The sequence below is a fragment of the Streptomyces sp. NPDC057702 genome (assembly GCF_042799315.1).
In the GTDB taxonomy this organism is placed as follows: domain Bacteria; phylum Actinomycetota; class Actinomycetes; order Streptomycetales; family Streptomycetaceae; genus Streptomyces.
The window spans coordinates 130,563-151,987 of sequence record NZ_JBHVJC010000002.1; the positions used below are offsets into that span (position 1 = coordinate 130,563).

A 21,425-nucleotide genomic window follows, 5' to 3' on the forward strand; every position below is an offset into this window, starting at 1 on the left:
CCTCAACTGGCGGGGCTCACAGGCCAGTTGAGGTCGGACCGGCGCCGGCGGGGCCGTGTCGGGCGGCGGTCGGCGGAGCGGGGGCGGAGGTGGCGCGGGCGGTGGCGGGTCAGGCGGAGAGCTCGTCCGCCAGGGCGCGCAGGGCCAGCCGATATGACCCGATTCCGAAGCCGGCGATGGTGCCGCTGGCGACGGCCGCGATGACAGAGTTGTGACGGAACTCCTCGCGCGCGTGCGGGTTGGAGATGTGCACCTCGATCAGCGGCGCGGTGCGCTGGGAGGCCGCGTCCCGCATCCCGTACGAGTAGTGCGTGAAGGCGCCCGGGTTGATGACCACCGGCAGGGCGTCGTCGGCGGCCTCGTGCAGCCAACGGATCAGCTCGCCCTCGTCGTTGGTCTCGCGCACCTCGACGTCGAACCCGAGTTCCCGGCCGAGCGTCGCGCACTGCTCGACGAGCCCCGCGTACGACGTCGCCCCGTAGACGTCGGGCTCGCGGCTGCCCAGGCGTCCCAGGTTGGGGCCGTTGAGCACCAGCACCCGGCGGGTGGCGCTCACTTGGCCACCTCGCCGTAGGCGGCCAGCAGCACCGCGGGGTCCGGGCCCTCCAGGACGGTGGGCTTGCCGAGCCCGTCCAGGACGATGAAGCGCAGCAGGTCACCCCGGGACTTCTTGTCCACGCGCATGGTCTCCAGGAGCCTTGGCCACTGGTCGCCCCGGTAGCTGAGCGGCAGCCCCACGGAGTCCAGGATGGCGCGGTGTCGGTCGGCGGTCGCGTCGTCCAACCGGCCGGCCAGGCGGCCCAGTTCGGCCGCGAAGACCATGCCGACCGAGACGGCCGCGCCGTGTCGCCAGTTGTAGCGCTCGTTCTTCTCGATGGCGTGCGCCAGCGTGTGGCCGTAGTTGAGGATCTCGCGCAGGCCCGACTCCCTGAGGTCCGAGGAGACGACGTCGGCCTTGACCCTGATCGAACGCTCCAGGAGCTCGGCGGTGTGCGGGCCGTGCGGGCCGCGCGCGCCGGCCGGGTCGGCCTCGATCAGCTCCAGGATGACCGGGTCGGCGATGAAGCCGGCCTTGATCACCTCGGCCAGGCCGCTGACGTAGTCGTGCGGCGGCAGCGAGTCCAGCGCGGCCAGGTCGCACAGCACCCCGGCGGGCGGGTGGAAGGCACCGACCAGGTTCTTGCCCTCGGCGGTGTTGATGCCGGTCTTGCCGCCGACGGCGGCGTCCACCATGCCCAGCACCGTCGTCGGCACCGCGATCCAGCGCACCCCGCGCAGCCAGGTGGCCGCAACGAAGCCCGCCAGGTCCGTGGTCGCCCCGCCGCCGACCCCGACGATGACGTCGGAGCGGGTGAACCCGGTCTGGCCCAGTGCCTTCCAGCAGTACGCGGCGACCTCGGCGGTCTTGGACTCCTCCGCGTTCGGCAGCTGGATCGCGATGGCCTCGTACCCCTGCTCCGCGAGGTCGGCGCGGAGCGCGTCACCGGTGGCGGACAGGGCCTCGGGGTGGAGCACCGCCACCCGCTTGACCCCGGGGCCGACGAGCGTGGGCAGTTCGCCCAGGAGTTGGCGGCCGATGAGCACCTCGTAGGGCGCCGTTCCCGCGCTGCCCCCGACCTGGATGCGGGTCGGCGGCGCGGGGTCCTCGGACGCGGCGGGGGCGGCGGTCTTGGACGGGTCAGTCATGCGTTCCTCACTGCGGGGTGCGGCATCTGCGGGATGCGGGTCACGCGATCACTCTTCGAGCTCCAGCGCCAGGGCGACCGCGCCGGCCACGTCCTCGGGGGTGCGCTCGTCGGTGCTGACGACGGCACGCGCCACCCGCGTGTACAGCGGACGACGCACCTCCATCAGCTCCCGCCAGCGCTGTCGCGGGTTGACCGCGAGCAGCGGGCGCGGGGCGTCCAGGCCCACCCGGCGGACGGCGGCGGCCAGTTGTACGTCGAGGAAGACCACCGGCAGGCCGGTCAGCAGGGCCCGGGTGTCCTCGTCCATGACCGCGCCGCCGCCGAGCGAGAGCACGCCCGGGTGTTCGGCCAGCGCCTCGCGCACCGCCGCCCGCTCCAGCGCGCGGAAGTGCGCCTCGCCGTGCTCGAAGAAGATCTCCGGGATCGGCTGGCCGGCCGTCCGCTCGATGTCGGCGTCGGTGTCGCGGTAGGTGGTGCCCAGACGCTCGGCGAGGAGGGCGCCCACGGTGGACTTGCCCGCACCCGGCGGACCGACCAGGATCACGGCGGGCCCACGGCGGTCGGTGGCGCTCGCGTCGGGCGCGGCGCTCTGGCGCGCGTCGGTCACCGGATCTCCAGGTGGTCGAGGAAGCCACGGACGTTGCGGCGGGTCTCGGGGACACTGTCGCCGCCGAACTTCTCGGCCACCGCGTCGGCGAGCACCAGTGCCACCATCGCCTCGGCGACGATGCCGGCGGCCGGCACGGCGCACACGTCCGAGCGCTGGTGGTGGGCCTTGGTCGCCTCGCCAGTGCTCACGTCGACGGTGGCCAGCGCCCGGGGCACGGTCGCGATCGGCTTCATCGCGGCCCGCACGCGCAGCAGTTCGCCGGTGGTCAGCCCGCCCTCGGTACCGCCCGAGCGGCCCGTCGCGCGCCTGATGCCCTCGTCCGTCGGCAGGATCTCGTCGTGGGCCCGCGAGCCGGGGACGCGGGCCAGGTCGAAGCCGTCGCCGAGCTCGACGCCCTTGATGGCCTGGATGCCCATCAGCGCCGCCGCGAGCCGTGCGTCCAGCCGCCGGTCCCAGTGCACGTGTGAGCCAAGGCCCACCGGCACGCCGTAGGCCAGCACCTCGACCACGCCGCCCAGGGTGTCGCCGTCCTTGTGCGCCTGGTCGATCTCGGCCACCATCGCCTCGCTGGCCTGGGGGTCCAGGCAGCGCACCGGGTCGGCGTCCAGTCGCTCGACATCGCCGGGGGTGGGGTGGAGGCCGTAGGGGGCCTTGGCCGCCGCGAGCTCGACCACGTGCGAGACGATCTCGATGCCGGCCGTCTCCTTGAGGTAGGAGCGGGCGACGGCGCCCAGCGCCACGCGGGCGGCGGTCTCCCGCGCGGAGGCGCGCTCCAGGATCGGCCGGGCCTCGTCGAAGCCGTACTTCTGCATGCCGGCCAGGTCGGCGTGGCCGGGCCGGGGGCGGGTCAGCGGCTCGTTCCTGGCCAGCCCGGCGAGCACCTCCGGGTCGATCGGGTCGGCGGCCATCACCTGTTCCCACTTGGGCCACTCGGTGTTGCCCACCATGATCGCCACGGGGCCGCCCAGGGTCAGGCCGTGTCGGACGCCGCCGATGAAGGTGACCTCGTCGCGCTCGAACTTCATCCGGGCACCGCGGCCGTAGCCCAGCCGCCGGCGCGCGAGGGCGTCCGCCACCATGTCGGTGGTGATCGGTACCCCGGCGGGCAGCCCCTCCAGGGTCGCCACCAGTGCGGGGCCGTGCGACTCCCCCGCGGTCAGCCAACGCAACCTGCTCAACGGTGCTCCTTAAGCTCGCGCCCGTGCGACGTCTTTGCCCCGATCCTCCCATGAGCTGCGGCGGAGCCCGTTCCCTCGTCCATGCTGCGGACGCGGGCGGGCGCGCGTCCCACGAGGTCGCGCGCCGTTTCGGCGGAGTGTGTACGAGCCGCCGCCAGCGCGCTCACGGGCGCCCCGTGCCGCCGGTCGGGCGCACGGCGTACGGGCTCCGGCGCGCGTTTCGTCGGGCGCTCCGCGCTAGTGCGCCGTCGGTCGTTGGCGCGCCGCGAGCGCGGCCTCGCCTGCCTCGCGCATGGCCGCCAGGGGCGCGGCGGCGCACCCGGTCATCCGCTCGACCTGCAACACCGCCTGGTGCACCAGCAGGTCGAGCCCGCCCACCACCGCTCCCCCGCGCGCTGACCAGGCGGCGGCCAGGCGGGTGGGCCACGGGTCGTAGAGCACGTCGAAGAGCGCGCCGGGCCGCTCGGGCACAGCCGCCGCCAGCGCGTCCGTGCTGCCGGCCGGTGTGGTCGCGAACACCAGCGGGGCGCTCATGGCCTCGGCCGCGTCCGCCCAGTCGGCCGTCCGCACGCGCACCCCCAGGCGCTCGCCCCACTGCCGCATCTCGGTGGCGCGAGCGGGCCCGCGCACGTACGCGGTGACCTCGCCGACCTGGATACGGGCCAGCGCGGCCAGCGCGGAGGAGGCCGTGGCCCCGGCACCCAGCACCGCCGCCCGCTCCACGCGCTCCACGCCGCGCTCGCGCATGGCGGCGAGCATCCCGGGGATGTCGGTGTTCTCGCCGACCCGGCGTCCCTCGGCGGTGAACAGCACGGTGTTCACCGCCTCCACCGAGGCGGCGGTCTCGCTGATCTCGTCCAGGAGCGGGATGATCGCCCGCTTGAGCGGCATCGTCAGCGAGAGCCCGGCCCAGGCGCGGTCGAGCCCCTGGAGGAAGGCCGGCAGCCCGGCCTCGTCCACCTCGTGTCGGCCGTACCGCCAGCCGGTCAGCCCCAGCTTGTCGTACGCGGCCCGGTGCAGCACCGGCGAGAGCGAGTGCGCGATGGGCGATCCTAGGACCGCCGCCCTGCGATCGTCCGGCATCTTTCTGTCCCCGCCCCCAAAATCAGTCGCCGCTGCGGCGCTTCCGGTTGAACTCGTCGACCAGCTTGTCGTGTTCGGCGTAGGTCTTGGTGAACTTCGTCGTCTTCAGGTCGACCGAGATGAAGTAGTACCACCCGCCGCGGTCGGGCTTGAGCGTCGCCTTCACCGCGTCCTCGCCGGGGTTCCCGATGGGCCCCGGGGGCAACCCCGTGTCGTGGTACGTGTTGTAGGGGTTGTCGTACTTGCGCAGCTCCTGCGTGGTCAAATCGATCTTGCTCTGGTTCTTGATGTAGTTGTACGTCGAGTCGAACTCCAGCAGGCCGTTGGTCTGCACGTTGTCGGGCTTGAGCCGGTTGTAGACGACGTCGGCCATCTTGCGGAAGTCGTCGTGCGTCATGCCCTCGGCGTTGACGAGGCTGGCGATGATGACGATGTCGAACGGCGACGACAGCCCCAGGTCCCGGGCCTTGGCCTCGTCCAGACCCATGCTCTGGTACTTCTTGTTGGCCTGTTTGACCATCTTGCGCAGGACCTCGGCGGGGTCGGCGTCCTTGCCGACGCTGTAGCGCGAGGGGAAGAGGAACCCCTCCAGCGGGTCCTTGAGCTCGGGGTCCTTGCCCGCCCAGGCGGGCAGACCGAGATTGCGGTACTCCTTCTCGGCCACCTTCTTGGTGGTGCCCTCGGCGGCGCCGATCTTCTTGTCGATCGCCGTGTAGACCGCGCTGTTACGCATGCCCTCCGTGACGATCAGGGAGTTCAGCGCCGCGGGGTCGGTCATCATCGTGACGGCCGCGTCGCCCGACATCTCCTTGTTGAGGGTGTACGTCCCGGCCTGGATACGGTCCCCCTTGGGGTTGCCGTTGGCGGCGTCCACGAACGCTCGACTGCTCTTGACGACGCCTTCGCGTTGGAGAATGTCGCCCATGGCGGCGACGCCGGTGCCCTCGGGGATGTCGATCTGCACCTGCTCGTTGGTGCCCTCGCCCGCGTAGTCCGGCGCGGCCCCGAAGTGGCTCTGCCAGAACTGGTAGCCGTAGTACCCGACGCCGCCCACGACGCCGCCCAGCACCACCGTGACCACCAGACACGCCATGCCACTACGGCGTTTGGTCTTCTTGTTGCGCCGCTCCCGGTTCTGCCGGCGCTCCTCACGCGGATCGCTGACATCGTCGTCATACGCGTCGTCGTACGCGCCCTCGCGGTCGCCCTGACCGCCGTCGCGCTCAGGCCCACCGCCACGCCGGCCGCCCCGCCCCTCGTCGACGGCCGGGGAGTCCTTTTCGTCCGCGAAGAACGCGGGCTCGGCTTCGTAGGTCTCGGGCTCGTACGCCTCGGCCCCGGGCTCGGCGCGCCAGTCGTCCACCGGCTCCTGCGGGGCGTGCCCCGTCGGCTCCTGCCCACGCGCCGCACGCCGCCGCGAGCGCTGACCCTGCGGCGCGTGCGGGTCCTGTGGGTACTGGTCCTGCGGCGCGTGCTGGTTGGGCTGTGAGTGCTGGCCGGGCTGTGGATGCTGACCGGGCTGTTGCGGCTGGCCGGGGTGCTGGGGCTGATGAGGCTGGCCGGGCTGGCCGTGGTGCTGCGGCGGGGGTGGCCCCGGCGCCGGATATCCTTCCGGCGTTCCGTAGTAGTCGCCCTGTTCGCCGCCGTACGGGTGGCCCGGCTGGCCCCCGGGGTAGCCGTCGACGTGCTGGTCGGCCTGGCCCGTCGCGAAGGGGTCGACCGACAGGGCGTGCTGCCCCGTCCCGTAGGGGTCGGGGTGCGAGCTCTGGTGCTGGCCGGTTCCGTACGGGTCGGCCTGGGGCACCTGCTGCTGGCCCGTGCCGTAGGGGTCCGTCGGCGGGGTCAGATGCTGGCCCGTCCCGTACGGGTCGTGGGGCTGAGCCTGGTGCTGGCCGGTGGCGTAGGGGTCGCCGACCTGGCCCTGCTGCTGCGCCTGCGCGTACGGGTCACCCGGGCCGCCGTCGCCGTAGGGCACACCGGAACCCTGGGAGGCGTCCCAGCCGTACTGCTGCCGCGCGAGAGGATCCTGCTGCTGCGCGTAGTGCTGGGCCTGGTCACCGTAGGGGCTCTGACCACCCGCGGCCTGCTGCCCGTGCCACCCCGGGTCCCCGTACAGGGGGTCCTCGGGGTCCCACGGTTGGGAGCCGGAGCTCCGGCCATACTCAGTCATCAATCCCCTAGTGCCGCGCTGCGGCAGCCAGTACGCGCCCAAGGCGCGGGGTTCGCTCCGCCGGGCTATCACGACGCCCGGGATTCGAACGGCTGCCATGCCGCGCGGAACGTTACCGTACCGCGATCAGATGACCACTTCGACGGCTTCTCCCGGAGGACGGCCCGACGCGCGCTCGGTCTCCAGCGCGTTCTGCAGGATGACGACGGCGGCGGCCTGGTCCACGACGGACCGGCCCTTCTTGCTCCTGACCCCCGCGGCACGCAGTCCGTGGGTCGCGGTGACCGTGCTCATCCGCTCGTCGACCAGCCGCACCGGCACCGGCGCCACCGCGCGAGCCAGCTCGTCCGCGAAGCCGCGCACCTTGGCCGCGGCCGGCCCCTCCGTACCCCGGAGCGACCTGGGCAGTCCGACGACGACCTCGATCGGCTCGTACTCCTCGACGATCGCCACCAGCCTGCGCCGCGCCGCCGGGACGTCACGGCCCGGCACGGTTTCCACCGGCGTCGCCAGGACCCCGTCCGGGTCACACGAGGCGACCCCGATCCGGGCGTCCCCGACGTCGACGGCGATCCGTCGCCCGCGCCGCATGGGCCGTTCCTCGCTCATGCCCTCTCGTCCCCGCTCTCGCTCTGCCCGTCCTGCACACACCCCGAAGCCGTCGCTCCACCGCTCGCGCGGCCTCGAAACCCGCGCTCTCGGGCCCGCCGCCGGCTCGCCCGGTCGAGTGCACTCACGCGAACCGGACCGGCATCGGCCGGCCGAGTGGCGTTCCCCCCCACCGGCCAACCCCGCCACACCCCACGTCCTCCCCCGCACCCGACCGGCCACCGACACCGCCCGGAAGAACGCCCACCGCACCTGGCCAGCCGCCCGACGCGGCCGGCCACCCCACCGTCACACCGCAACGCGCGGCACTGGGGCCCGGCCCCGCACGCCTGACACGCGCCGCCGATCACACCGGACCGGCGCCCCTCACGCCTGCTCGCCGACGAGGCGCCGCACGGCGGCGATCGCATCGTCGACGGCGCCCGGGTTCTGCCCACCGCCCTGGGCCACGTCCGGCTTGCCGCCGCCGCCGCCCCCCAGCGTCTTGGCGGCCGTCCGCACCAGCTCACCGGCCTTGAGACCGCGCTCGCGCGCCGCCTCGTTGGTGGCGATCACCGTCAACGGACGCTCCCCGGCGACAGCGAACAGCGCGACGACGGCGGGCCGGTCGCCCTGGATGCGACCGCGTACGTCCAGGACGAGCTTGCGCAGGTCGTCAGCCCCCGTACCGTCCGGCACTCGGCCCGTCACCAGCGCCACACCCCGCACGTCCTCGGCTCCCTCGGCCAGGCCGGCCGCGGCCTGGAGGACCTTCTCCGCGCGGAACCGCTCGATCTCCTTCTCGGCCTCCTTGAGCTTGGCCAACATCCCGGAGATCTTCTCCGGCAACTCCTCGGGACGGCCCTTGACCAAGTCCGTGAGCTGCGAGACCACCGTGTGCTCGCGGGCGAGGAAGTTGTAGGCGTCGACGCCCACCAGGGCCTCCACACGGCGGACACCCGAGCCGATCGATGACTCACCCAGCAACTTCACCAGTCCGAGCTGGGCCGTGTTGTGCACGTGAGTGCCACCGCACAGCTCCTTGGAGAAGTCGCCGATGGTCACCACGCGCACCCGGTCGCCGTACTTCTCGCCGAACTCGGCGATGGCGCCCTGCTTCTTCGCCTCGTCCATGCTCATCACCTCGGCGGTGACGTCGAGCTCACGGGAGAGCACGTCGTTGATCTTCTGCTCGACGTCGGTGAGGACCGAGCCCGGCACCGCGGCGGGCGAGCCGAAGTCGAACCGGAACCGGCCAGGAGAGTTCTCCGAGCCGGCCTGCGCGGCCGTCGGGCCCAGCGCGTCCCGTAGCGCCTGATGAGTGAGGTGGGTGGCGCTGTGGGCACGGGCGATGGCGCGCCGACGTGTGACGTCGATCTGGGCGTACGCTCCGGCGCCTACGGTGACCTCGCCGACCTGCACCACGCCCTTGTGCACGCTCACCCCGGGCACTGGCTGCTGCACGTCGCGGACTTCCACGACGGCCCCGGTGTCGAGTCGGATACGCCCGGTGTCGGCAAGCTGGCCGCCGCCCTCGGCGTAGAAGGGGGTACGGTCGAGGACGACCTCGACCTCGTCGCCCTCGTGCGCGGCGGGCGAGGAGATCCCGTCCACAAGCAGTCCGACCACCGAGGATTCGCCCGCGGTGTCCGCGTACCCCGTGAAGACGGTGGCGCCGGAGGCGTCGGCGACCGCGCGGTAGGCGGAGAGGTCGGCGTGGCCCTGCTTCTTGGCCTTGGCGTCGGCCTTGGCCCGCTCCCGCTGCTCCTTCATCAGGCGGCGGAAGCCGTCCTGGTCGACACTCAGCCCCTGCTCGGCCGCCATCTCCAGGGTCAGGTCGATGGGGAAGCCCCACGTGTCGTGCAGCAGGAACGCCTTGTCGCCGCCGAGCGTGGTGGAGCCGGCGGCCTTGGTCTCGCTGACGGCCGTGTCCAGGATGTTGGTGCCCGACTTGAGGGTCTTGAGGAAGGCGTTCTCCTCGGCCAGGGCGACCGTTTCGATGCGCTTGCGGTCCGTGAGGAGCTCCGGGTACTGCTCGCCCATCGTCGTGAGCACAACGTCCACCAGAGCGCCGACGACCGGCCCGGTGGCGCCCAGCAGGCGCATGTTGCGGATGGCGCGGCGCATGATGCGACGCAGCACGTACCCGCGGCCTTCGTTGCCTGGGGTGACACCGTCGCCGATGAGCATGACCGAGGTGCGGATGTGGTCACCGACCACGCGCAGGGCCACGTCGGTGTCGGTGCCCGCGCCGTAGGCGACCCCGGTCAGTGTGGTGGCCGCGTCCATGACGACGCGCAGGGTGTCCGTCTCGTACATGTTGCGCACGCCCTGCAGGATCATCGCGAGGCGTTCGAGGCCGAGGCCGGTGTCGATGTTCTTGCTCGGCAGTTCCCCGAGGATCGGGAAGTCCTCCTTGCCGGAGCCCGGTCCGCGCTCGTACTGCATGAAGACCAGGTTCCAGATCTCCACGTAACGCTCGTCGTTGACGGCCGGGCCGCCCTCGACACCGAACTCGGGGCCACGGTCGTAGTTGATCTCGGAGCAGGGGCCGCACGGGCCGGGCACGCCCATGGACCAGTAGTTGGGGCCCATGCCCAGACGCTGGATGCGCTCGGCGGGCACGCCGACGACCTCACGCCAGATACGCTCGGCCTCGTCGTCGTGCTCGTAGACGGTGATCCACAGCTTCTCGGGGTCCAGCCCGTACCCCCCGTCGTCCTGCGAGCTGGTCAGCAGCTCCCAGGCGAACGTGATGGCGCCTTCCTTGAAGTAGTCACCGAAGGAGAAGTTGCCACACATCTGGAAGAACGTGCCATGCCGCGTGGTCTTGCCGACCTCTTCGATGTCAGGCGTCCGCACGCACTTCTGCACGCTGGTCGCCCGGTCGAAGGGGGGCTTGACCTCGCCGAGGAAGTACGGCTTGAAGGGCACCATGCCCGCGGGGACCAGCAACAGTGTCGGGTCGTCCGCGATCAGCGACGCCGACGGCACGACGGTGTGCCCCCGCTCCTCGAAGAAGCGTAGCCAGCGGCGGCGGATTTCGGCCGACTCCATCAGTAGCCCTCTTTCCGGTTGGTCCGGTCGTTGTCCCGGTCGTTCCAGTCGTCTTCCCGGCGCGGGGCCGGGTCTTCCGTGGTCATGCTCGCGGGGCGGTAGGTCTTCGACTCCAGCACCTGCGCGCGCTGTGCGGGCAGCTCGCGGATGTCGGGGCCCCCACCGAGTCCCAGTGCGTCGTTCAACGCCGCCTCGCGGTCGCTCATTCCGTCCCGTACGTCGATCGCGAACTGCTTCAACCGGTGCCCGGTCTCCACCGCCCGGTCCGCGGCCTGCGCGGCCAGGCTCTCGGGAGTCAGCTGGCGCAGCTTGCGGTTGACCTTGGTGGTGGCCCACACGCCGGCTGCGGCGCCGGTGGTGAACCAGAATGCGCGGCGGAACATCGCGATCAGTCCTTCTTGCTCCGGTTGGTGCTCCGGTCGGTGCCCCGGTTCGCGCCGCGCGCACGGCGGGTACCGCGCCGGGCGGAGGGCACGGCCTTGCCGACGACGACGGTCGTGCGCTCGGTGGGCTCGCCCTTGCGGCCGATGGCCCGCCGCACGCCGTACCCGAACGCGGCCACCTTCACCAGCGGGCCGCCGAAGGCCGAGGAGACGGTGGAGGACAGCGCGGAGGCGTTGGAGGTGACCTCCTGCACGTCGGCGGCGATCGAGTCGACGCGGGCGAGCTGGGTGTGGGCCGAACGTACGGTGGCCGACGCCTCGCTGAGCAACGGCACGGCCTGCTCGGTCACGTCCGCCACCAGCTTGGTGGTCGCCTTGAGCGCCTGGGCGAGCCTCACCAGCGCAAGGGCGAGGAACGACACCAAGATCGCCCAGAAGACGGCCACGAGAATCCCGGCCACTTCTCCACCGGACACGTCGCACCGCTCCCTGCTGAACTCTGACTCGTCTATGACTGTTGTCGCCGCGTCGCGGTCGGCCGGCCCTCGCGGGCGGTGGGGCATCGCGGGCGCGGGCGGCAGACACCGACCCTATCGCGCCGTGGCTCGTCGGCCCTACCGCATTGACGCTCGCCACAGCCACTTCCGACGCGGGCGCGCGGGGTGGCCGGGCCGTACGGGAGGGGATTGTACGGCCCGCATACCGTTGAGTACGCTCCGTGTTTTATGCGACATGCTCCGCGTCCCGGATCATCCAAGCCTGGCCCCTCCTCCCCCGTGACAAGAGCCGGCCTCCTGCCCGCCGAGGTCAGCCGTTTCGTCGGGCGGTCCGTGGAACTGACCGAAGCCAGGCGCCTGCTCTCCCGGGCCCGCCTGGTGACCATCACCGGAGGCGGCGGGGTCGGCAAGTCCCGACTCGCGCTGCGCGTGGCCAAGCGCATGCGGAATCGCTTCTGCGACGGCATGTGGCTAGTCGACCTGACCGAACTCCCCGCCGACCGCACTCCCGAGGACGCGGTGCTCGACGCGCTCGGGCTGATCGCGCCCCGTGGCCGCTCCCCACGCGAGGCACTGGCGCGACGCCTCGCGCAGGGCGAGACGCTGCTGGTCCTCGACGGCTGCGAGCACCTGAGCGAGCGGTGCGCCGCGCTGGTGGCCGAGTTGTTGCGGCGCGCGCCCGGGCTGCGGGTGCTCGTCGCCAGCCGGCGCCCGCTGGGGATCACCGGGGAGCGGCTGCTGCCGCTGCTGGGGCTGCCGGTGTGGCCCGACGCCGTGGAGCTGTTCACCGACCGGGCCGCGGCCGTGCGGCCCGGCTTCACCGCGGCGGCGGGCCGCGAGGTGGTCAGCGAGGTGTGCCGACGGCTCGACGGCGTACCGCTGGCGATCGAGCTCGCGGCGGCCCAGTTACGCACGCTCTCCCTGGAACAGGTGCTGTCGCGACTGGAGGACCCGCTGCGGCTGCTGACCGGCGACGGTCACAGCGCCCCGGACCGCCACCGCTCCCTGGCCACGGCCATCGGCTGGAGCCACGAGCTGTGCACGGCCGCCGAGCGGCTGTTGTGGGCGCGGCTCTCGGTGTTCGACGGCGGCTTCGACCTGGACGCCGTCGAGTACGTGTGCTCCGGTGCCGACCTGCCCGCCGACGAGGTGCTGTCAGCCCTGACCGGCCTGGTCGCGCACTCCGTGGTGGTCCGCGACGACCCGGCGGCCCACGTCGGCCAGGCCCGCTACCGGCTGCTGCGCCCGGTGCGCGCGTACGGCGCCCGGTGGCTGGCGGAGCTGGGCGAGACCGAGCGGCTGCGCGGACGACACCGCGACTGGTATCTGGGCCTGGCCACCTGGTGCGAGCTGGACTGGTTCAGCCTGCGCCAGGCGGAGGTCGCCCGGCGCATGGACGCGGAGCTGCCGAACCTGCGGCTCGCGCTGGAGTACAGCCTGGAGAGCCCACAGGACGCGCACATCGGCCAGTACCTGACCGGCACGCTGTGGTTCTACTGGGTGGGCTGCGGGCGGCTGGCCGAGGGGCAGCGCTGGCTGGAACGCGCGCTGGAGCTGGGCGGCGACCAGCCCGAGCCGCGCGCGAAGGCGCTGTGGGCGGTGGGCCTGACGGCCGCGTCGCGCGGTGACGCGGTGGCCGCGCTGACCGCGCTGCACGAGTGTCGCGAACTGGCCGACCGCAGCGGCGACGAGAGCGCGGCGGCGCTGGCCACCCAGATGCTCGGCGCGACCGCGCTCGTCAACGACGACCTGCCCCGCGCGGTGGCCCTGTTACGCGAGTGCCTGGAGCGCTACCGCGCGCGCGGCGAGCTCAACGCCCTGGTCCTGCTGGCCCAGGTGCAGTTGGCGCTGGCGCTGGCGCTGTTGGGCGACACGGAGGCGGCCCTGGCGCTGGCCGAGGACGCCCGACAGGTGACGACGGACACCGGGGAGCGGTGGGTGCGCTCGTACGCCCTGTACGCGTTGGCCTGCGCGCGGGCCGAGCGGGGTGAGGACGAGGAGGCCCGCGAACTGCTGGTGTCCTGCCTGGAGATCAAGCAGGAGTTCGGTGACCTGCTCGGCATGACACTCGCGCTGGAACGGCTGGCGCCGCTGGTGGTGCTCGACGCGCCCCAGTGGGCCGCCGAGTTGCAGGGCGCGGCCCTGGCCGGCTGGCGTGACCTGGCCGGCGAGCCGCTGCGCTCCCCACAGCTACGGGGCCGGCACGAGCGGTGCGCCGCGCGGGCCAAGGGCGTGCTCGGCGACGCGGGGTACGAGGCGGCCCAGCGCGACGGGCGGCGGGCCGGCCCCAGGGCGGCGGTGGCCCAGGTCCTGGAGCGGGGCCGGGGTCGGCCGGCCAGTCTGGTCGGCCAGGCGGGCGGGGTGGCCGGGCGGCCGTGGCCCGAGGAGGACCGGGCCAGCGAGGGCCGGGCGGCCGAGGAGTGGGCCGCGGGCGCGGCGGCGGCCCTGCGCCGCCGACAGCCGGCCGGCCCCCCGCCGGCCGAGTCCGACGAGGAACCCACGGCCTGACCGCGCCCACCCGGCCCCCGCCACGCCGCCGCCAGGGCGGCGCGGACGGGGGCCGCTCGCGCTGAACGGCGCCCCGTGGTGGGCGTACGGCGCACTCCCCACCACTCCCTCTGGGTCCCCGGTCACACCGCGCGGCGGGACGCCGGGGTCGGCAGCACCCGCAGGGGCGACGGCGAGGTCGTACGGGGTCGGGCGAGGCCGATCACGCGCGGTGCGGGGCGCGCGAGGTCGGCCACGAGAGGCTGCGGTCGGGGTTCGCCGCGCGGCGCCGCGAGCGGGGCGGAGGTCGCATCCGGGGCGCGGCGCCGATCCGCGCGTACGCGGTGTGCGTCGAGCCCACCGGTGCGGTGGCGGGCGCGGGCCGATTGCGCGGCGCGGTCCCATGGGTGCGGTGGCGGGCTGGGCATGCGGCGAGCCCACCGGTGCGGTGGCGGTGCGTTTGGCGTGCGCCGGGCGAACCGGGTGCCCGCTACCGAACTCGTCGCAGGACGAACTCGTTGCCGTCGGGGTCGAGCAGCGGCGTCCGATCGTCGGCCCCGCTGGGCTCACTGGGCTCCGCGAGCGTGGCGCCGAGCCCGAGCAGGCGGTCGACCTCCGTCCAGCGGTCGGCGTCGGCGGGCAGCGCCAGTTCGAGGAACAGCCGGTTCTCGCCCGTCTTCGGCGCCACCGGCGGCCCACCCCAGGTGATCTTCGTGCCGCCGTCCGGCGACTGGATCGCGGTCTCCTGGTCCTGGTCCCAGACCAGCGGCCACCGCAGCGCCGCGCTCCAGAACAGACCGACCTCCCGTGTGCCGTCGCAGGCCAGCGCCCCGATGGTGCCGGTGTCGGCGAGGAAGGCGTTGCCCGGCCCGATCACGCAGAACTCGTTGCCGTCCGGATCGGCGAGCACCACGTGCCCCTCTTCCGGGAGCTGACCCACGTCGAGGTGGGTCGCGCCGAGCTCGATCGCGCGGGCCACCGTGTGCCGCTGGTCCGCCGCCGAGGCGCTGGTGAGATCGACGTGCGCTCGGTTGCGGCCCGCCCTCGGCCGCTGGCTCGGCAGGAAGCGCAGACGAAAGTCGGCGGTGCGCGGGGGCAGGATCGCGGCGGTGCCGTCCGGGCCGTCATCGACCAGCTCCCAGCCCAACACCCCGGCCCAGAACCTCGCCAGGCCCGCCGGCTGGGTCGTGTTGACGCAGATCGCGAAAAGTTGGCTGGTCATACCCCGTGCGACTCCGATTCCCCCGTCGGCCGGCACCTCTCGCCCGCCGCGCGAGCGCAGCCTAGATCGGGCATCGGGCACCCGCATCCGAGTTTCGCGCCGGGTCCGCGGCGCGGAGGGGCCGGACCGTACGCGTACGTGCCGGTGCCGGGCGTGGCGCGGGCGCGCACGGCCCCGTGAACGCGAGAAGGCCCCGCCCTTGCCGGGCGGGGCCTGCCTGCTGAGCTGGGCTTAGCGGGCGTAGTACTCGACGACGAGCTGCTCGTCGCAGATCACCGGGATCTCCTTGCGGTTCGGGTCCCGGTCGAGGCGGAACGCGAGCGCCTTGAGGTTGACCTCCAGGTAGCGCGGCGTCTCACCGTCGGTGTCGTAACCACCCTCACGGGCGACCTGGAAGGGGTGCTTCTCGCGGCTGCGCTCGCGGACCATCACGACGTCGCCCGGGCGGACGCGGAAGGACGGCTTGTCGACCTTGCGGCCGTTGACCTCGATGTGACCGTGCACGACCATCTGCCGCGACTGGTAGATGGTCCGGGCGATGCCCGACCGAAGGACGAGCGCGTCCAGGCGGCGCTCAAGCTCGATGATCAGGGCCTCGCCCGTCTTGCCGTCGACCTTCCGAGCGCGGTCGTAGGCACGGGCCATCTGGCGCTCGCTGATGTCGTACTGAGCGCGCAGACGCTGCTTCTCAAGGAGTCGGACCTTGTAGTCGCTGTTCTGCTTGCGGCCACGGCCGTGCTCGCCCGGCGGGTAGGGGCGGGCCTCGAAGTACTTGACGGCCTTGGGAGTCAGTGCGATGCCGAGCGCACGCGACTTCTTGACCTTGGGGCGCGACTGGTTCACGTGGAACGAACCTCCGTGTAAGTTAGGTTAGGCTTACCTTAGCTGAGGAGAACGTATGTTTCGACCTGGGAGCCCCACATCGAGCGCCGCCCAGAGCACGGAGTCAGACGACTCCGGGCCTGAAGGCACTGAGGTGGGTCAGCCGCGCCCCGCGGAAGACGCCCGGCAACCTACTGCTGCCGAGCGCGTACGAACCCTCGTGGAGTCCAAGGCTACGGCTTCTCTCTCGATTCCTGGAATCGAGGAGTCTGAGGAGTTCGACGCCGGCATCCCCACAGCCCGCACCGTCATGCCCGACGGAGACGTGCTACTGCTGGTCCCCGGCGGATCTCCAGCCGCCCGAGCAGCCGCGTACGCGCAGGACGACGACCTCTCGTGCGTGATGGAGATCACGGACGTAGCACCCGTTTCGGTGCCGTATCGCGTGCGCGGGCGCGCCTGGGTCGGCGGTTGGCTGACCCCCGTCCGCAGCGAGGAGCGGGCCGTCTGCGCCATGCTGCTCGCCGAGCGGCACCCGGTGGGCGAGATCCTGGGCATGGACGACGCGCCACATCCGCCCACCGCCCACCGCTCCGGCGGCCGACCCGCCTGGGTGCTGCTGCGCCTCGAGGTCGGCGAGGCGTGCGTGGACGACCTGTGGGGCGCCGAGGCCGTGGAGCCGGACGCCTTCGCCGCCGCGAGTCCTGACCCGCTGGTGGCCCACGAGGCCGACCTCCTCCAGCACCTGCACGCCGCGCACAGCGAGCAGGTCCACCTGCTGTGCTCGCTCATCGGCGAGCGCGCCGGCGCCGACTGCGACGCGGCGCGCGAACCCGGCGCGCGACACGCGGACACCGAGCGCGCGGCGGCCGGGCGCGCCGTGCGGGCGGCGCCCGTCTCCCTCAACCGCTTCGGCCTGCGAGTCAGGTTCACCGACGCCACCCGGCGCTCCTTCGACGCCCGCTTCGACTTCCCCGAACCCGTGCGCGACGTGACGGAGCTGCGGCGCGCGATGCACACCCTCTTCGAGGCCGCGGCCCGGTAGCCGCGCGCCCGTCCGTGCCGCGCGCCACCCGCCCTCGTACGCGCCACCCGCTCCCCCCACGCTTCGCCCTCCTCCCCGCACCCCGAACCCGTCAGGCCCGGCGCCGCCGGGCCCACCGGCCCGCGTCGCCGTCGCACCAACTCCCGCCCACCCGGCGGGAGTTGGCACGCTCGGGCACCACCCGCGCTACTCCGTGCCCTTCGGCTCCGGCTGCTCGCGCGCGGCCGGTGGCGGGTCACCGCGCAGCCGGGCGCGCACCCGCTCCACGACGTCGGCGTACCGCGCCTCCGCCCCGTACCGCGTCGGCTCGTAGTACCGCTTGCCGTGCACCGCGTCCGGCGCGTACTGCTGGGTGGCGATGCCGCCGGGCAGGTCGTGCGGGTAGAGGTAGCCCTGCGCGTGGCCCAGCTTCTGGGCGCCCTTGTAGTGCCCGTCCCGCAGGTGGGGCGGCACCGGGCCGGCGAGGCCGGCGCGCACGTCGGCCAGGGCCGCGTCGATGGCCAGGTACGCGGCGTTGGACTTGGGCGCCAGCGCGAGCGCGACCGTGGCCTGTCCCAGCGCGATCCGGGCCTCGGGGTAGCCGATGAGGGCCACCGCCTGCGCGGCGGCCACCGCCGTCTGGAGCGCCGTCGGGTCGGCCATGCCGATGTCCTCGCTCGCCGAGATCATCAGCCGCCTGGCGATGAACCGCGGGTCCTCCCCCGCCTCGATCATGCGGGCCAGGTAGTGCAGCGCCGCGTCCACATCCGAGCCGCGGATGGACTTGATCAGCGCGCTGGCCACGTCGTAGTGCTGGTCGCCGCTCCGGTCGTACTTCACCGCCGCCCGGTCGACCGCCTCCTCCAGCGTCTCCAGCGTGATCCGCGGCTCGCCCCTGGCTATCGCCGAGCCCGCGCCGGCCTCCAGCGCCGTCAGCGCCCGCCGCGCGTCACCCCCGGCGATCCGCAACAGGTGCGCCTCCGCGTCCTCGGGCAGCTCCACGGCGCCGCCCAGGCCCCGCTCGGCGGCCAGCGCGCGGCGCAGCAGGGCGCGCAGGTCCTCGTCGGTCAGCGGCTCCAACGTCAGCAGCAGCGAGCGGGACAGCAGCGGCGAGATGACCGAGAAGTACGGGTTCTCCGTGGTGGCCGCGATGAGGGTCACCCAGCGGTTCTCCACCGCCGGCAGCAGGGAGTCCTGCTGGGCCTTGCTGAAGCGGTGGATCTCGTCCAGGAACAGCACGGTCTCCCGGCCGTACGCCCCGACGCCGCGCCGCGCGCCGTCGATGACGGCCCGCACCTCCTTGACCCCCGCGGTGATCGCCGACAGCTCGACGAAGCGCTTCTGGGTGGCCTGGCTGACCACGTGCGCCAGGGTCGTCTTCCCGGTGCCGGGCGGGCCCCACAGGATGACCGAGGACGATCCGGCCGGCCCGCCACCGCCCTCGCCGACCAGCCGGCGCAGCGGCGAACCGGGGCGCAGCACGTGCTGCTGCCCCACGACTTCATCGAGCGTGCGCGGACGCATCCGGACGGCCAGCGGACTGGCGGCCGGGTCCTTCTCCTGGCGCTCCTCGGCGGCTGCGGTGAACAGGTCTGGCTCCACGCGAAAAGCCTATGTCACCCCACCGACAACGGGCCCGGGGCGCCCGCCCCCGCACACGCGTACGCCCGCCCGGACCAGCCGGGCGGGCGCACGCGGGCCGCTCAGGCCCAGAGCTGGCTCTTCCACTTGGTGAGGATCAGCATGGCGATGACGCCCAGCCACAGCGCCGGCAGCACCCAGTGGAACTCCAGGAAGCCGCGCCGCAGCCCCTCGGGCGCGGGCAGGAGGCGGTGCTTGACGTTGAACCACGTCACGTAGCAGAACATCAGGATGGTGGCGGCCCAGGCCAGGCAGCACCACAGGCACAGCGCGCCGATCTCGTACAACGACTGGTACTGGAGCCAGGTGCAGAAACCGACGCCGAAGAGGCAGCCGGCGTTCAGGGTCAGCCAGTACCAGCGCGGGAAGCGGGCACCGACGAGCACACCCACACCCACAGCGATCACGATGCCGTAGGCGACCAGGCCGATCATGGGGTTCGGGAAGCCGAACGCCTCGGCCTGGTCGCTCTCCATGATGCTGCCGCAGGAGACGATCGGGTTGATGCTGCAGCCCGGGGTGTAGGTCTCGCCCTTGGCCTTGGCCTCGAGGATGTGGTTCTTGTCGAGGGTGATGACCCAGGCCGCCAGCAGACCCGCGGCGCCGGTGAGGATGAGCAACCAGGCGAAGATCCGGCCGCCGCCGACGGCGCCGCCGGGGGAGGTCTTCTCCGCGTCCCCGTCCGTGTCAGAACGGTGAAGTGCCGAAGTCGTCATAACGCCATTCGTCTCGTCGGTCGGTCGTAGCCCGGTCATTGTGCACCAGGCGTCTGTGAATCAACCGCGCCGTGCGCGCAGTTCCCCCACGACGGCGTCCAGGGGGACAGGTGTCTGGTCCCCGCTCTCCAGGTCCTTCACCTGTACGAGCCCCTCGGCGAGGTCGCGCTCGCCCGCGACGAGGGCGAAGCGCGCTCCGGAACGGTTGGCCGACTTCATGGCGTTCTTCAGGCCCTTGCCGCCGAAGGCGAAGTCGGCGGCGATGCCGGCCCGGCGCAGGGTCGTGACCAGCTCGAACAGCACGTCCCTGGCCGCGTCGCCCAGCGGCACCGCGTACACCTCGGTGGCGGCCGGCAGGTCCAGCTCGATGCCCTCGGCCCGCAGCGCGAGGACCGTGCGGTCCACACCGAGCGCCCAGCCGACCGACGGCAGGGCGGGGCCGCCGATCATCTCGGACAGGCCGTCGTAGCGACCGCCGCCGCCCACCGCTGACTGCGAGCCGAGCCCGTCGTGAACGAACTCGAAGGTGGTACGCGTGTAGTAGTCGAGACCGCGCACCAGCCTCTCGTCGTCCTCGAAGGCGACGCCCGCGGCGGTCAGCAACTGCCGGACGCGCTCGTGGTAGCTCGCGCACGCCTCGCACAGGTGGTCGCGCAGCACGGGCGCGCCGACGAGCTGCTTGCGCACCGCCTCGCGCTTGTCGTCGAGCACCCGCAGCGGGTTGATCTCGATCCGGCGGCGGGTCTCCTCGTCCAGGTCGAGCCCGCGCAGGAAGCCCTGGAGCGCCTCGCGGTAGGCCGGCCGGCACTCCTTGTCGCCCAGCGAGTTCAGCAGGAGGCGGAAGTCGCGCAGCCCCAGCGAGCGGTAGGCGTCGACCGCCAGGATGATCAACTCGGCGTCCAGGGCCGGGTCCTCGGCACCGATGGCCTCGGCGCCGACCTGCGAGAAGTGCCGGTAGCGGCCGGCCTGCGGGCGCTCGTAGCGGTAGTACGAGCCCGAGTACCAGAGCTTGACGGGCAGGTTGCCGGCCTTGTGGAGGTTGCCCTCCAGGGCGGCGCGCAGCACGGACGCGGTGCCCTCGGGGCGCAGCGCCAGCTCGGTGCCGCCCCGGGTGGTGAGGGTGTACATCTCCTTGGACACGATGTCGGTGGACTCACCGACGCCGCGCGAGAAGAGTTCGACGTGCTCGAAGCCGGGGGTCTCGATGTAGCCGTACCCGGAGCGGCGCAGCGGGGCGGCGAGCGCCTCGCGGACCGCGAGGAAGGTCGCGGAGTCCGGCGGCGTCAGGTCGTACGTGCCCTTGGGGGCGGTGAAGGCGTTCACGGGGTGGGTCGTCACATTCCTCGTCGCGGGGCGGTCGGGCCGCCTCCGGGGCCGGCGGCCACCTGCCGTAGGTACGGGTTGGTGGCGCGCTCCTGGCCGATGCTGGTCTGGGGGCCGTGGCCGGACAGCACCACGGTCGAGTCGTCGAGCGGCAGGCACACGCGGGCCAGTGACTCGAGGATCTCGGCGTGGTCGCCGCCGGGCAGGTCGGTGCGTCCGATGGAGCCGGCGAAGAGCAGGTCGCCCGAGAAGAACACCGACGGGATGTCGGCGGCCTCGGGCAACCGGAAGGTCACCGACCCCTTGGTATGGCCGGGGGCGTGCGCGACGGACAGCTCCAGGCCGGCCAGGTTCAGGGCGGCGCCGTCGGCCAGCTCCCGGACGTCGTCGGGCTCGCCGACGGTCAGCTCCCCCATGAGCGGCATGCCGATGGAGCGGCCGAGCGCCTTCTCCGGGTCGCTCATCATGTAGCGGTCGGCCGGGTGGATCCAGGCCGGCACGTCGTGCGCCCCGCACACCGGCACCACCGAGGCGACGTGGTCGATGTGGCCGTGGGTGAGGACGACGGCCACGGGCTTGAGCCGGTGCTTGGCGATGGTCTCCGCGACGCCCTCGGCGGCCTGGTGACCCGGGTCGATGATCACGCACTCCTCGCCGGCGGCGGGGGCGACCAGGTAGCAGTTGGTCCCCCAGGCCCCGGCAGGGAACCCAGCAATGAGCACGATCGTCCTTCAGGTGGTCCGGCGGTCGGCGCGGTGGCCGCGGCGCCGGGGCGGAAAGTCGGCGTGCGAAGAGCCTACCTGCGGCGTCCGGGCCACAGCGAACCGCTATACGGTACGGCCATGCGCCGGCGGACGGCCGCCCCCGGGCGGCCCGGGACGCCGGACGGCGGGGCGGGGCGGGCGACCGCGCGGCCCGCCACCGTGGCACCGGCGG

General features: G+C 73.0%; 18 protein-coding genes. 2 read left to right on the forward strand and 16 right to left on the reverse strand.

The window, feature by feature from the left end; genetic code table 11:
* Window positions 1-109: 109 nt before the first annotated feature.
* The 10 genes from aroQ to ACFVFR_RS02005 form a co-directional block, all read right to left on the reverse strand.
* Entirely contained in the window at window positions 110-556 is a 447-nt protein-coding gene (aroQ, locus tag ACFVFR_RS01960) for a type II 3-dehydroquinate dehydratase (RefSeq protein ID WP_383697072.1), read from the reverse strand.
* Window positions 553-1,686 carry a 3-dehydroquinate synthase gene (gene aroB, locus ACFVFR_RS01965; protein ID WP_383697074.1) on the reverse strand — a complete coding sequence of 378 codons (1,134 nt, stop codon included), beginning with the start codon at window positions 1,684-1,686 and terminating at the stop codon, window positions 553-555. The genes aroQ and aroB overlap by 4 nt, the downstream gene beginning before the upstream one ends.
* Window positions 1,687-1,734: 48 nt before the next feature.
* Window positions 1,735-2,295 carry a shikimate kinase gene (locus ACFVFR_RS01970; protein WP_383697077.1) on the reverse strand — a complete coding sequence of 187 codons (561 nt, stop codon included), beginning with the start codon at window positions 2,293-2,295 and terminating at the stop codon, window positions 1,735-1,737.
* Window positions 2,292-3,476, reverse strand: coding sequence for a chorismate synthase (gene aroC / locus ACFVFR_RS01975; protein ID WP_383697080.1), 1,185 nt, complete (start codon window positions 3,474-3,476; stop codon window positions 2,292-2,294). The genes ACFVFR_RS01970 and aroC overlap by 4 nt, the downstream gene beginning before the upstream one ends.
* Window positions 3,477-3,713: 237 nt before the next feature.
* Entirely contained in the window at window positions 3,714-4,559 is an 846-nt protein-coding gene (locus tag ACFVFR_RS01980) for a shikimate dehydrogenase (protein WP_383697083.1), read from the reverse strand.
* Between the two features lie 22 nt (window positions 4,560-4,581).
* Entirely contained in the window at window positions 4,582-6,729 is a 2,148-nt protein-coding gene (mltG, locus tag ACFVFR_RS01985) for an endolytic transglycosylase MltG (protein WP_383697085.1), read from the reverse strand.
* Window positions 6,730-6,855: 126 nt separating this feature from the next.
* Window positions 6,856-7,320 carry a Holliday junction resolvase RuvX gene (ruvX, locus tag ACFVFR_RS01990; protein ID WP_383697398.1) on the reverse strand — a complete coding sequence of 155 codons (465 nt, stop codon included), beginning with the start codon at window positions 7,318-7,320 and terminating at the stop codon, window positions 6,856-6,858.
* 384 nt (window positions 7,321-7,704) lie between these two features.
* Window positions 7,705-10,374, reverse strand: coding sequence for an alanine--tRNA ligase (gene alaS, locus ACFVFR_RS01995; protein ID WP_383697087.1), 2,670 nt, complete (start codon window positions 10,372-10,374; stop codon window positions 7,705-7,707).
* Window positions 10,374-10,757, reverse strand: a complete 384-nt coding sequence (locus ACFVFR_RS02000; RefSeq protein ID WP_383697090.1) for a DUF6167 family protein — start codon at window positions 10,755-10,757, stop codon at window positions 10,374-10,376. The genes alaS and ACFVFR_RS02000 overlap by 1 nt, the downstream gene beginning before the upstream one ends.
* A 5-nt stretch (window positions 10,758-10,762) precedes the next feature.
* Window positions 10,763-11,233 carry a DUF948 domain-containing protein gene (locus tag ACFVFR_RS02005; protein WP_383697092.1) on the reverse strand — a complete coding sequence of 157 codons (471 nt, stop codon included), beginning with the start codon at window positions 11,231-11,233 and terminating at the stop codon, window positions 10,763-10,765.
* Window positions 11,234-11,533: 300 nt separating this feature from the next.
* Between ACFVFR_RS02005 and ACFVFR_RS02010 the strand changes: the two genes are divergently transcribed.
* A complete protein-coding gene (locus ACFVFR_RS02010; RefSeq protein WP_383697095.1) occupies window positions 11,534-13,762 on the forward strand; it encodes an ATP-binding protein in 2,229 nt (742 codons plus the stop codon).
* A 469-nt stretch (window positions 13,763-14,231) separates the two neighbouring features.
* On the opposite strand, the gene ACFVFR_RS02015 is transcribed toward ACFVFR_RS02010, so the two are convergent.
* Together ACFVFR_RS02015 and rpsD are read right to left on the reverse strand one after the other, a co-directional pair.
* Window positions 14,232-14,963, reverse strand: a complete 732-nt coding sequence (locus ACFVFR_RS02015; RefSeq protein WP_383697097.1) for a VOC family protein — start codon at window positions 14,961-14,963, stop codon at window positions 14,232-14,234.
* Between the two features lie 231 nt (window positions 14,964-15,194).
* The gene (gene rpsD, locus ACFVFR_RS02020) at window positions 15,195-15,806 is read right to left on the reverse strand and encodes a 30S ribosomal protein S4 (protein ID WP_176164998.1); all 612 of its coding nucleotides are present in this window, start codon (window positions 15,804-15,806) and stop codon (window positions 15,195-15,197) included.
* Window positions 15,807-15,861: 55 nt separating this feature from the next.
* Here rpsD and ACFVFR_RS02025 point away from each other — a divergent pair, with 55 nt between their 5' ends.
* The gene (locus tag ACFVFR_RS02025) at window positions 15,862-16,830 is read left to right on the forward strand and encodes a DUF2470 domain-containing protein (protein ID WP_383697100.1); all 969 of its coding nucleotides are present in this window, start codon (window positions 15,862-15,864) and stop codon (window positions 16,828-16,830) included.
* Window positions 16,831-17,016: 186 nt separating this feature from the next.
* Here ACFVFR_RS02025 and ACFVFR_RS02030 read toward each other — a convergent pair whose 3' ends face one another.
* The 4 genes from ACFVFR_RS02030 to ACFVFR_RS02045 form a co-directional block, all read right to left on the reverse strand.
* On the reverse strand, window positions 17,017-18,411 hold the full coding sequence (locus ACFVFR_RS02030) for a replication-associated recombination protein A (protein ID WP_383697103.1): 1,395 nt from the start codon (window positions 18,409-18,411) through the stop codon (window positions 17,017-17,019).
* Window positions 18,412-18,512: 101 nt separating this feature from the next.
* Window positions 18,513-19,166, reverse strand: a complete 654-nt coding sequence (locus ACFVFR_RS02035) for a vitamin K epoxide reductase family protein (protein ID WP_383697105.1) — start codon at window positions 19,164-19,166, stop codon at window positions 18,513-18,515.
* Window positions 19,167-19,226: 60 nt separating this feature from the next.
* Window positions 19,227-20,489, reverse strand: a complete 1,263-nt coding sequence (gene hisS, locus ACFVFR_RS02040) for a histidine--tRNA ligase (RefSeq protein ID WP_383697107.1) — start codon at window positions 20,487-20,489, stop codon at window positions 19,227-19,229.
* Window positions 20,490-20,500: 11 nt separating this feature from the next.
* Window positions 20,501-21,211: an MBL fold metallo-hydrolase gene (locus tag ACFVFR_RS02045; RefSeq protein ID WP_383697109.1), complete on the reverse strand. Its 711-nt coding sequence runs from the start codon at window positions 21,209-21,211 to the stop codon at window positions 20,501-20,503.
* Window positions 21,212-21,425: the final 214 nt, after the last annotated feature.